Consider the following 12,349-nt stretch of genomic DNA (forward strand, 5'->3'; position numbering starts at 1 on the left):
TTTTTTTCTACTTTTTTTTAAAAAATTATTTAAGTATCAACTTTTTAGTTGTGTACTTAGAACCGTTTGTAATTTTTAATAAATACAAACCTTTAGAAGCATTTTCGAAAGAAATTTTTTCCGAAAACCTATTTGTTTTATTATTAAAGTTTTTTTGATCTATTAATCTTCCTCTAATATCAAATAATTGAACAGATACTTGGCCAGAATCTTCGATATCGAACCTTAGGTTTATAATTCCTGTAGATGGATTTGGATATAAATTAAAATCATTAAATACATTATTAGGAATCGAAGCAACACTATCTACAATAATCGTATAATCTTCTACTTCTCCATCTGCTCCCATTTCACAAGAACTTGGGTTTCCATCTCCTGTATATTTTGTAGAAATCCTCATAATAGTACTTCCTAAATTAGCACCAGAAGGCACAGTAATAGACAAAGGACTTAACGATGTAGTTCCATTTGTACTTGATGTTGTAGTTCCTAAATCGTATTGTTCTCCAGCATCTGTAAAATCGCAGTTTTGGTTCCAATCTATCCATACTAAAGTTTTTGTAGAATAAAAATCTTCAGAATCGTCTGCAGTATTTGTGTTTACTGTTAAATCGTAAGAAGTATTCACTTCTACAGTAGTACTCATTCCAGTAAAATCGCTATAACCAGAAGTTTTTACAAGAGTAGTATTGTTTATAGTATTAAACTTTACCAAGGTTGTACTTGTATCATAAGTCGTATTTCCTACTGAAGGACAAACTGAACATAATTCTGTACTAAAACTAAATACATTTGAAAAAGCACCTTCTCCACAACTATTTTTCGGTTTTACTCTCCAGTAGTAAGTAATGTTTGAAGTTAAGTTATTGGGTCTATAGCTGTTTTTTGAAGTATTTGCACTCGCTACAATATTCGAAAAACCGTTATCTGTTGCAATCTCAATATCGTACGAAACTGCATTTTCGTCTACAACCCAAGTTAACTCCTGAGAAACTGGTACGTTTGTAGCTCCATTAGAAGGCGAAACTAACGTTAATGCACTGAAACCTGCCTGTGTAACAACTAATTGACTATCTAAATTTTGTGTTACTGTATTTGCAGAGGCTACTACATTTATAGTATAAGATTGTGCAGTTTTTCCATCTAAATTAGAAATTGTCATTGTTACTTTTCCATCCGAATTTATAGAAGTTGGACTAAAAGAAACATTTGTACCTGAAGGTTGACCTGTGGTTGAAAAAGTTACATTTTCCGAAAAACCATTTAAAAAATCTAAATCTAAACTATATTCTGCACTGTTTCCACCTGAATTACAAACAAACTGGGTTCCACTTTCATCTGTAAGTAAAAATGTAGGCGTTGTAGAATTAATTGTAAAGTTTGATACATTTACGTTGTAAAAAATATTATCGACAGCCTCTACCAAAATTCTTGCAGATGAGGTTGCATTGTTAGGAATTATAATTTCTTCTGAACCATCATTAGGTGTATTACTTTTTAAAGTAATTGGGTATGTTAATCCTCCATTTATAGATAATTTAATATTTACATTTACACAATTAATTGGAGCTAAATCTGTAGTTCCTTTATTCCAAGTTATAGTTTGTGTAGAACCAGTATCCCAAACAACAGCTGTATTAGGTGCAGAAACTGTAAATGCTTCTGCATCTGTAACTGTAACTCTCATATCGTCTCTTGCACTACTTCCTCCACCTGAATTATTATCTCTTACCACTAAAGAAAAATTTAAGTCTCTAGCAACAGAAGGAACCACTTCCCAAGTAGATTCTGTACTTCCAGAGAGTACAGTTGGTAAAGCAGGCATGTATCTATTTGGTGAAAACGAAATAGGTAAAGATCTAAAAACGGCTCCTCCAGTATTTGTAGAAGATGGTGGAACTGCAACACCAGTACCAACTTCATTGTCTATTTGTTCCCAACTATAACTTAATGTTGTTCCTGCATCTACATCTGCACCAACTCCTCTTAAAATAAATGGTGTAGATTTTGGTATGGAATAATCGAAACCAGCATTTGCACTTGGAGCAGTATTACCTGTTGGTGTTGCTACTGCACAATTTGCTGAAGTGGTAATAATATTCCACATTTCATCTATACTAACAGAATGAAAATGATCGTCACTATCGTTTTGAATATTTTGCGGAGCACAAATTCCTGCATATCCCATAATTGTAGATCCACTCCCAGGTTCTACAGCTGTAAAGTCATTTCTATTACCTCCTTCGCAATTAGAACTCGTTCCATTAAAAGTATGATTTGCTCCAAATTGATGACCAAACTCATGTGCTACAAAATCAATATCAAACTCATCTCCAAATGGTTGTGAAATTCCTGTAACTCCAGAAGCTTTTTGACCTGTTTTACAAACAACTCCACCTCCTGCAAAACCTCCTGCACCAGTACTAAAAGTGTGTCCAATATCGTAATTTGCACTTCCAATATTACTATCGCAGACAGTTTGACTTTCTTTTATAAGTTCTCCTGTATTATTATTCGTTAAATTATCTGTATTTGCATCTAAAAAAATAATAGCATCGTTATTTGCGACAATTTCCATTCTTACAGATAAATCTCTTTCGAAAATTCCATTAATTCTAGTAAGTGTTGTATTCATTGCAGATAAAACTGCTGCTTTTTTAGATTGTTCTGTAGCTGCTGAAGAAATTCCTAAACGATTTAAATGAAACTGTGCGTATTCTCCTGTACAAGCCAATGCCAATCTATAAGTTCTTAACAAACCATCGTTTGCATTTTTAGATTGAAAAACAGGCACAGCCTTATTAAACTCCTTTACTTGACATGTAAAATCTTTTGCTTCTTTAATTAAATCTTTTCTATTGTATGCAATTAACTTTTTATTATCTTTTGTATAAGAATCTACATAAAAAGTATTTTTTCCAGGTTCGTAAATAGAAAAATGAAAACCATCTAAGCCCTTAGAAAACTTTAATTTTATGGAAGAATTATCTACTTGAACTCCAGAGTAAGACACAATGTTATTGTATTTCGAAGCCAATTCTTTATTTAAATTCGAAGTTTCCTCTATATAAAATTTCTTTAAACCATTTCTTGTTGGAACTTCTATAGTTTCTTTCTTAGAACTTTTTACAGATCTTATTTTATTATTAAAATTCTGTGTTTTTAATGAATAAAGTTGATATTCTTTAGGCATATCATTTCTAATCATTAAATTTTTCTTAGAAATTTCTTCTACATTGTCGGTTATTTTCGACCATTGTTTCTCTTGTCCAAAAAAAGCGATGGACGAAAAACAAAACAAGAGTATGAAAGTATTTTTTTTCATAAAGTAATTTTAGTTATTCTGTTACTTATGTAACATCAAATATAATCAATTATTTATCTTTGTAGTCGCAATTATGAATAGAAACATACTTTTAAAAGACCTAAAAAGAAGAGATTACAAGGAAACTTGGGATTATCAAACAGAACTGCTTCAAGAAATTGTAGATGTTAAAATTAATAATCGAAGAAAAAACCTTTCAGAAACTACAGAAAATCACTTTCTTTTTGTGGAACATCCACACGTTTATACTTTAGGAAAAAGTGGCGATTTAAGTAATTTATTATTAAATGAAAAGCAACTTGAAGAAAAGGGAGCTACTTTTTATAAAATTAACAGAGGTGGAGACATTACCTATCATGGACCTGGACAAGTTGTTGGATATCCTATTTTAGATTTAGAAAATTTCTTTACTGATATTCATAAATATCTTCGTTTATTAGAAGAAACGATAATTCTAACAATTGCAGAGTATGGTTTAAAAGGTGAAAGAAGCAGTGGAGAAACTGGTGTATGGTTAGATGTTGGAACGCCTTTTGCTCGTAAAATTTGTGCGATGGGAATTCGTTCTTCACGTTGGGTAACTATGCATGGTTTTGCATTAAATGTAAACACCAATTTAGGTTATTTCGATAATATTATTCCTTGTGGAATTCGTGGAAAAGCAGTGGCTTCTATGGAAGCTGAATTGGGTAAGAAATTAGACTTAGATGAAATAAAAGAGAAAATATTAAAGCATTTTAAAGCTTTATTTGAAGTTGAAGAATTTATAATAAAATAAAAGCTCAAGTTTTTATACAAAAAAAGCTCAACAAAATTTAAAAATTTTGTTGAGCTTTTTTTATATAATTTGTAGCTCTAAAACTATTTCTCTTCGTTAAAGTACACTTTGTAATACTTCATTTTTTTCTCTTCATCATAACCTCTTTCTAAATATTCTGAAGCCGCTTCTGGTGCATCTACATCTAATTTAATAACAATGTTTGTATCGAGTTTTATTTCGGTTTTTAGTTTACTTTTTTCTTTCTTTAAAACAACTCCAGAAACATCGAAATTATTACGAATTAACACATCGTTTAAGTTTTCGAAGTGCTTTTTATAATCGTCGAACTGTTCTTTGTGTTTTTCGTCTGTAAAAACTTCGTCTTTAAAAGTAGCATAATCTACAGATTCGTTTTCTTTAAAATAATCGACTGTATTTGCTAAGAAGTTTCCTTGCTGTTGCATACCTAATTCTGGCTTAATTACTTCCTCCGAAAATTCTTTACACATTTCTAAATAACTCTGTGTGTGCGAATTATAATCGTCTGCCAATTTTACACTTAAGAAGTTTTTAACCCAATATTGTGCATCGTAATTGTTATTATCTACAGAAAAAACTACAGTTCCTTCTGCGTCTGATGTATTTAGAATTAAACATCCTTTGTCTAATCTTTTTGTTGAAATTCCTTTCTGAACGACAACATCGAAACTTTCATTATCATCTAAATATGTTTGAAAGAAATCTACTTTATTCTCAATTTTAAAAACACCCACTGCTTCTGTTAAAACATCTTTATATTCTATTCCTTCTATAAAAACAACAAGTACGTCTCCTGTTTTTATTTGTGCGGAATTCGATTGTTCAAATAAATGGTTTACAATGTTTTTAGAATGTTCTACAAAAGAAGCTTCTTCCTTAAATACTTCTGATGCGTAATTATTTAGTTCGTTTAAGCGTACATCTGCATGATTTGTAAAACGATAACTTTGCGTTAAACTTCCAAATGGTTTTAACAGAAAGTTTTTCATTAAATCGTAGCTTTCTTGATCGAAACGAATTAAATCTTCAGAAAAAGCATTCTGACCACTATTAAATTTATTTGCTACTTTATGAAGAATACATTTGGTAATTTCTGCGCGTGTTTTTTTAATCATCTTGTAAAATTGAGAGCGTAAAAATAGTTGAAGTTTTTAAATAAACGAATTAGTTTCTAAAATTAAAACGCTAAAAGTTCATAAAAAAGTTTAGCCCTGATTGAACGGCTTGTTTGAGCTCTTTTTTGTTTTTTCAACAAAAAAAGCGAGTAGTGAAAGCAGGAAATAGCTGCAAATAAAAAACCTTTTCTTAATTTTAAAGCTTTAACTTTAGTTGTTCTGGTAACAATTTAAACGTTTTTCTGTGGTAATCTGTGGCGCCAAATTCTCTAATTGCATTTCTATGTTCTTTAGTAGGATAACCTTTATTTTTTTCCCAATTGTACATTGGAAATTCTTGATGAATTTTAGCCATATATTCGTCTCTATATGTTTTCGCCAAGACAGAAGCTGCTGCAATACTTAGGTATTTTGCATCGCCTTTTACAATGGTTTCGTGTGGAATATCTTTGTAATTTCTAAACTTATTACCATCTACAATAATAAATTCTGGTGTTATTTTTAATGCTTCTATGGAACGATGCATTCCTGTAATAGAGGCTTGCAACACATTAATTTCGTCCACTTCTTGTTGCCAAACAAAGGAAACTGCAAAAGCAAGTGCACTTTCTTCGATAATAATTCTTATTTCGTCTCTTTTTTTTTCTGATAATTGTTTAGAATCGTTTAAAAAAGGATGTGAAAAATTTTCTGGTAAAATTACTGCTGCAGCTACAACTGGACCAGATAAACAACCTCTACCTGCTTCATCTGTACCAGCTTCTAAAGGAAAACCACTGTAATTTAGTTTCAACATTTTACAAAGAAAAGAAATCTTTCTCTTTTAGATTCAACTGAAGAAAATAATTAACAGTTTTCGAAGTAATTATTGGCTATTATTTTCGTTTTATTATTTTACATTTGTTGTTGCACATTTTTTGTATGAATAAACAAGCATTTTTCTTTTTTATTAGTCTTTTATTATCAATCAATTCTCTTTTTTCTCAAAGAACTTTGGGAACAGAGTTACGTGTTGGGCAAAATGATAATGGTTCTTTTAATAGTAGAGATTCTTTAAACACTGGAGAAATTAATGTTACGCTTTCTGGCAAAACAAAATATACAGATTATAAAATTTTCTCTCATAAAGGAGATACCACTTATATAGACACTACTTTAAATATTAAAAAAGAATACAAGTTTAATTTTTTAAGAAAAGATCTTTTCGAATTTTTACCTTTTCATAATCAAGGACAAACTTTAAACAATTTAGGCTATCGTTTTAATGCCATTAATAGACTACCAGATATTGGTTTTACTGCTAAACAAGTTAGTTATTTAGAGGTTGAAGATATTGAATATTACGAAGTTCCTACTCCAACTACAGAGATTTTATACAGAACTGGTTTGGAACAAGGGCAGGTTTTGGATGCTTTATTTACACTAAATTTTTCTAGAAGATTAAACGTTTCTCTTTCCTACAAAGGTATTAGATCTTTGGGGTCTTATAGACAGGCTTTGGTTAGTAATGGGAATTTTAGAGGTGCTTTTCATTACAGAACAAAAGAAAACCAATATCAAATTCGTGGACATTTAACTACGCAAGATTTTTTCCATCAAGAAAGTGGTGGTTTGACTGCAGAATCATTAGAAAATTTTAAAAATGAAGATCCTAATTTCGAAAACAGAGCTAGATTAGATGTAAATTTAGATGCTACAGAAACAAAATTTGATGGAAATAGAGTGTATTTAGAACACAGTTATAAATTACTCTCCAGTAAAGATACTGTTAACAACAAAGACTTTAGCAATTTAAAAATTGGTCATATTTTTAATAATGAAAATAAAACCTACGATTTTATTCAGGCTTCACTTACTCCAGATTTTTTTGGAGCACAGAATTCCTCTTTACCAAGAAATTCGGAGGTTACAAATAAAATAACGAACAATGAACTAAATTTAGAATTCAACTCTAAATACGTTTTAGGAAAGTTTAAAGCAAAAACAAATATTACGCATTATTCTTACGCTTACGATACTATTTTAAATAGTAAAAGTAATATCAATAAATTAAAATTAGAGGGAAAAGCAATTTCTTTTGGTGCAGATTGGAATGCTAAAATTAAAAACTTTCAATTGAATGCAGATGCTTCTGTAACTCCAGGCTCTGGAAGACTTTCTGGCAATTACTTAAAAGGTGAAGCTGTGTATGCTAAAGACAGTGTTTTTAGTGCAAAAGGAACTTTATTAATTAGCTCTAAATCGCCAAATTTTAATACTCTTTTACACCAAAGTGAATATGACGATTACAATTGGCAAAATGGTAATTTTAGTAATGTAAATACTAGAGATTTAGGTTTTGACTTTGCTTCTAAATGGCTAAATGCTTCGTTGAACTTTACCAATATAGATAATTATACTTATTTTGATGAAGATAGTCAACCTCAACAATTTTCTGGACAAATTACTTATTTAAAAGTTAAAGCAAGTCGAGAGTTTACCTACAAAAAGTTTGCTCTAAATAATACGTTAATGTACCAAAATGTTAGTAGTGGAAGTTCTGTTTTTAGAGTTCCAGATTTTGTAACAAGAAATACACTTTACTATACAGATTATTGGTTTAAAGGAAAGCCAATGTTGGTAAATATTGGAGTTACGTTTAAATATTTTACAAAGTATAATGTAAATGCTTACGATCCATTATTATCGGAATTTAGAATACAGAATGATGAGCAAATAGGTTTCCCAACTTTCGATGTTTTCTTTAATGCACAAGTTCGAAGAACTCGCTTGTATCTAAAGATTGACAATGCGACTTCTAGTTTTTCTAAAAAGAATTATTTTTCTGCACCAAATTATCCTTACAGAGATTTTGTTATACGTTTTGGATTGGTTTGGAATTGGTTTATTTAATACAAAAAACTTTAAACTTCTTAATTATGAAAAATCAACTTAAAAATAATTGGAAAGTTTTTCTCTTGGCTAGTTTAACTTTAGGTTTGGCTCCTTTTAATCCGCCACATATTTGGGGGAAAATTCAATGGGCTTTAGGTGGAAATGCTTTTTCTTCTGAAAATGGAATGAATTCCGCAGATTGGTTTGATGTTCTACTTCATGGAACTCCTTGGGTTTTATTACTGATTTCAATTATTTTAAATCTCTTTTCTTCTAAAGCTAAAAAATAAAATTTATTAAAATTGAAATGTATCTGCCTTAAAATTATGTTTTGGGATCCGTTTTAAAAACTTTCAAAAGATTCAATAATAGAACACAGAAAATTACCCAAACAAAACCTGCAATAAACCCTCCTAAAATATCTGAAGGGAAATGTACACCTAAATAAATTCTACTGACTCCAATGCTTAAAATCAATAGAACTAAAAGTGTAATAATTCCGAATTTGAAGAATTTACGCATATTAAATGTAGCAACTAAATAGATTAGAAATCCATAAAAAGCCATAGCTGTCATTGCATGTCCACTTGGATAACTTAAAGTTTTTACAGTTACTAAATGCTCTAAAGTTGGTCTTGCTCTATTAATTATTTGCTTTAAAATTACGTTAGAACTTAAAGCTAAAAGTAATATTAAAGTCAATTGTCCTGCATATTTCCATCTTTTAAAGATTAGATAAAATAATATTGAACATAAAGAGAAAACTACCAAATACCCTAAAGCATCTCCCACTTCTGTTACAAAAGAAAAATAGTTTGTTAGAGCCGGATTTCTAAAAGAAATTATATACTCCGTAATTTTCGAATCAAATGTTCCTAATAATTCTGTTTGTAGACTTTCCGTAAGTTCCACAAAGAGTTTTATTCCAGAAATAACAATAATTAAAGCAATTAAAACTGTAATGGCATAAGGTAATTTTTCGTCGTATTTTGTGAGTTTTTTAGATAAAAATTCTCTAGACTTATCAATTACAAGTATAATCTCTTTTTGCATAATTTAATTCTGAATGAAATTTGAATCAAGAAATTTTAAACACTATTATTATAAGTCTTTTTGCATGACTGGTAAAAAACGACCAGCTATAGAACTCTCTATTTTATTTATTTTATAAAATCCTTGCGATTTATAAAAAGGGACTGCATTTGGGTCTGCCAATAAAATCATTTTTTTTGAATCTAAAGACTTCGCTTTTTCAAATGAATGTGTTAATAATTGTTTTCCAATTCCTCGATTTACAAAGTTAGGCAACACAAATAGCATCTCTAACTCAATCGAATTTTCTTTTGGCTTATTTAAAAAGTAAAATCCTGCAATTTTAGTATCAACCATAAATTTATAAATAATTTCTTTAGAAATTATTGTTGAAGTTACTGTTAAATCTTCTCGCCAACTTTCTATTAACTCATTAGAATAACCCCAAATAGCTTTGGATTTTAATGCAATTTCTGTGAGTTGTTTTGCGTCTGAAAGTGTTGCTTTAACAAGCATTTTATTTCTTTACCAACTGTCTAATTTTAATATTTAAAGCTGCAAATAACAAAGTCGTAAACGGACTTAAATAATTAAAAATAGCATACACAAAATAATCTGCAACAGAAACCCCTAAAACGCTACTTTGGTAAGCACCACAAGTATTCCAAGGAATTAAAACCGAAGTTACAGTTCCAGAATCTTCTAAAGTTCTACTTAAATTTTCTGGAGCTAAACCTTTATCTTCATACGCTTTTTTAAACATTTTACCTGGAATTACAATTGCCAAATATTGGTCGGATGCTATTGCATTTAAGCCTAAACAACTTACAACTGTACTTGCAAACAAACCAAAAACCGAGCTTGCAACAGATAATAAACTCTTTGTAATTTTTGCCAATGCTCCAATTGCATCCATAATACCACCAAAAACCATGGCACAGATTATTAGTAAAATTGTCCAAATCATTCCATTCATTCCACCAGAAGAAAATAATTCTGATAATTTCTCATCATCAGTTTCAATATTTGTATCTGTTAAAATGGAATTAATTATTGAAGAAAACTTAGAGTCAGATAGACTTGCTAACACATCTCCTTGAAAAATAAATGCAAAAACTGCAGCTAAAACAACTCCAGTTCCTAATGCAATTAATGGTTTTGTTTTCATTAAAATCATTGCAATTACAATTCCTGGAACTAAAAATAACCAAGGCGAAATATGAAACGTATTATCAATTGAAGCTAATAAATTACTAATATCTGCACTTCCTGTAGTATCTATATTTCCACTAATAATTGCAAATACAATTAACGTAATTATAATTGTTGGCACTGTTGTAATTGCCATATATTTTATGTGCGTAAACAAATCTGTACCAGCCATTGCTGGCGCTAAATTTGTAGTATCTGAAAGTGGAGACATTTTATCGCCAAAATAGGCTCCTGAAATTACGGCTCCAGCAATCATTCCTGGTGCAATTCCTAAAGCGCTTCCAATACCTACTAATGCAATACCAACTGTAGCAGAAGTTGTCCAAGAACTTCCTGTTGCAATCGAAATTATTGCTGCAATTATTACAGATGCTGGTAAAAATATTTCCGGACTTAAAACTTGTAATCCATAATAAACCATAGCTGGAATAATTCCACTTACGAGCCAAGTTCCTGCTAATGCTCCTACTAAAAAAAGAATCATAATTGGTACAAAAACGCTTTTCCAGTTTTCCCAAACTTCTGCAATCATTCTCGAAAAAGACACTTTATTAAAAAAGCCAACAGCTGCTGCAACTATACCTCCCATTAATAAAATGTACTGATTTGTATAACCTCCTAACCACTCTTGTCCTTCCACAAAAAAAATATTATATGCAAGTAAACACATTAATATTACCACAGGAATTAAAGATTCTAAAAGATTTAACTCTTTGTTTTCTATAATTTTTTGATCTTCAATATTTATTTCTGAAAGATTTTTTTCGTCTGGCATTTTATAAATTTTTGTACTGTAATGTTACGATTTTAGAAGAAGTTATGCAAATTGATTTGGTTACACTATTTTTACGTTTATGGATTCATTAACGCAAATTGTTTTAGGTGCTGCTTGTGGCGAAATTATTCTCGGTAAAAAAATTGGAAATAAAGCTTTATTGTTTGGCGCAATTGGAGGTACAATTCCAGATTTAGATGTTTTTATTGGTGGACTTTTGTATGATAATGAAATTAATGCGATGGTTTTTCATCGTGGTTTTATGCACTCTATTTTATTTTCAATCTTGGGTGCTTTTCTCTTTGGTTGGATAACTCATAAACTCTACAATACTGGAAAAAGGTTAAATTCTACCACTCAAAAAGATTGGATTTGGTTATTCTTTGTATCACTTTTTACGCATCCTATTTTAGATTGTTTTACGCCTTATGGAACACAACTTTTTGCTCCTTTTTCTGATTATAGAATTGCTTTTAATAATATTTCTGTTGTTGATCCTTTATATACACTACCTTTTTTAATCTGTTTAATTGTGGTTTTATTTCTGAAAAGAACAAATTCGAAAAGATTAAAATGGACTAAAGCAGGAATTTATATTAGTTCTGCTTACATGATTTTTACAATTGGTAATAAATTATATATCGATGCTGTTTTTGAGAAATCTTTTGAAAAAGCTGGAGTTTCTTACAATCGTTTTTCTGCACAACCAACTATTTTGAATAATATTTTATGGTATGCAGTTGCAGAAACTGAAGACAAATATCATCTTACTTTTTATTCTCTTTTTGATAAAAGTAAAACTGCAGAAAAAATAATTACAGTTGATAAACAGCACAATTTAATAGATATGAATGACGAAAATCTACAAAAATTGGCTTGGTTTAGTAATGGTTATTACAATGTTTACAAAAAGGAAAAAATTGGGACTTATAAATATACAGATTTACGTTACCCAATGTTAAACCCTGATGATATAAATACATCTGTTTTTAATTTTACTGTTTTTTACGAAAATGAAGAATGGGATATTTTACCTTTTAATGGAAGCCCTCCAAGCAAAGAAGATTTTGCAAAGTTTACAGAACGTTTTTGGGGGATTTAAATCTATAAATGTCATTTCGACCTTGTGGAGAAATCTAAAATTTTTTAATATCAGATTTCTCAATTCCACTTATTTGCTTCGCAAGCTACTTTCAATTAAAATAACTTTTAATTTC

Annotated in this window: 10 protein-coding genes; 4 read left to right on the top strand and 6 right to left on the bottom strand. The window is 30.0% G+C overall.

From position 1 onward, the window contains the following. Nucleotides 1–25: 25 nt before the first annotated feature. Nucleotides 26–3,325 carry a zinc-dependent metalloprotease gene (locus H9I45_RS08420; RefSeq protein WP_088355423.1) on the bottom strand — a complete coding sequence of 1,100 codons (3,300 nt, stop codon included), beginning with the start codon at nt 3,323–3,325 and terminating at the stop codon, nt 26–28. Nucleotides 3,326–3,398: 73 nt separating this feature from the next. Here H9I45_RS08420 and lipB point away from each other — a divergent pair, with 73 nt between their 5' ends. Continuing rightward, nucleotides 3,399–4,103 (top strand): lipoyl(octanoyl) transferase LipB, encoded by a 705-nt coding sequence (gene lipB / locus H9I45_RS08425; RefSeq protein ID WP_088355422.1) that lies wholly within the window; start codon nt 3,399–3,401, stop codon nt 4,101–4,103. A gap of 83 nt (nt 4,104–4,186) precedes the next feature. Here the strand turns inward: lipB and H9I45_RS08430 are convergent, their stop codons facing one another. Next, nucleotides 4,187–5,239: a nucleoid-associated protein gene (locus H9I45_RS08430; RefSeq protein WP_088355421.1), complete on the bottom strand. Its 1,053-nt coding sequence runs from the start codon at nt 5,237–5,239 to the stop codon at nt 4,187–4,189. Nucleotides 5,240–5,435: 196 nt separating this feature from the next. Continuing rightward, nucleotides 5,436–6,035: a ribonuclease HII gene (gene rnhB / locus H9I45_RS08435; RefSeq protein ID WP_088355420.1), complete on the bottom strand. Its 600-nt coding sequence runs from the start codon at nt 6,033–6,035 to the stop codon at nt 5,436–5,438. A gap of 125 nt (nt 6,036–6,160) precedes the next feature. Here rnhB and H9I45_RS08440 point away from each other — a divergent pair, with 125 nt between their 5' ends. Both H9I45_RS08440 and H9I45_RS08445 read left to right on the top strand, forming a co-directional pair. Then, a complete protein-coding gene (locus H9I45_RS08440; RefSeq protein WP_088355419.1) occupies nt 6,161–8,131 on the top strand; it encodes a putative porin in 1,971 nt (656 codons plus the stop codon). 26 nt (nt 8,132–8,157) lie between these two features. Beyond that, nucleotides 8,158–8,403, top strand: a complete 246-nt coding sequence (locus tag H9I45_RS08445; protein ID WP_088355452.1) for a hypothetical protein — start codon at nt 8,158–8,160, stop codon at nt 8,401–8,403. A gap of 34 nt (nt 8,404–8,437) precedes the next feature. On the opposite strand, the gene H9I45_RS08450 is transcribed toward H9I45_RS08445, so the two are convergent. Genes H9I45_RS08450 through nhaC form a run of 3 tightly spaced genes read right to left on the bottom strand, consistent with a single transcriptional unit; the run spans nt 8,438 to nt 11,132 of the window. Continuing rightward, nucleotides 8,438–9,166 carry a phosphatase PAP2 family protein gene (locus H9I45_RS08450; protein ID WP_088355418.1) on the bottom strand — a complete coding sequence of 243 codons (729 nt, stop codon included), beginning with the start codon at nt 9,164–9,166 and terminating at the stop codon, nt 8,438–8,440. Nucleotides 9,167–9,214: 48 nt separating this feature from the next. After that, nucleotides 9,215–9,661 (bottom strand): GNAT family N-acetyltransferase, encoded by a 447-nt coding sequence (locus H9I45_RS08455; protein WP_088355417.1) that lies wholly within the window; start codon nt 9,659–9,661, stop codon nt 9,215–9,217. Between the two features lies 1 nt (nt 9,662). Beyond that, on the bottom strand, nt 9,663–11,132 hold the full coding sequence (nhaC, locus tag H9I45_RS08460; protein ID WP_088355416.1) for a Na+/H+ antiporter NhaC: 1,470 nt from the start codon (nt 11,130–11,132) through the stop codon (nt 9,663–9,665). A 79-nt stretch (nt 11,133–11,211) separates the two neighbouring features. Here nhaC and H9I45_RS08465 point away from each other — a divergent pair, with 79 nt between their 5' ends. Then, the gene (locus H9I45_RS08465; RefSeq protein ID WP_088355415.1) at nt 11,212–12,234 is read left to right on the top strand and encodes a metal-dependent hydrolase; all 1,023 of its coding nucleotides are present in this window, start codon (nt 11,212–11,214) and stop codon (nt 12,232–12,234) included. Nucleotides 12,235–12,349: the final 115 nt, after the last annotated feature.

Origin of the sequence: Polaribacter haliotis, assembly GCF_014784055.1 — a bacterium.
In the GTDB taxonomy this organism is placed as follows: domain Bacteria; phylum Bacteroidota; class Bacteroidia; order Flavobacteriales; family Flavobacteriaceae; genus Polaribacter; species Polaribacter haliotis.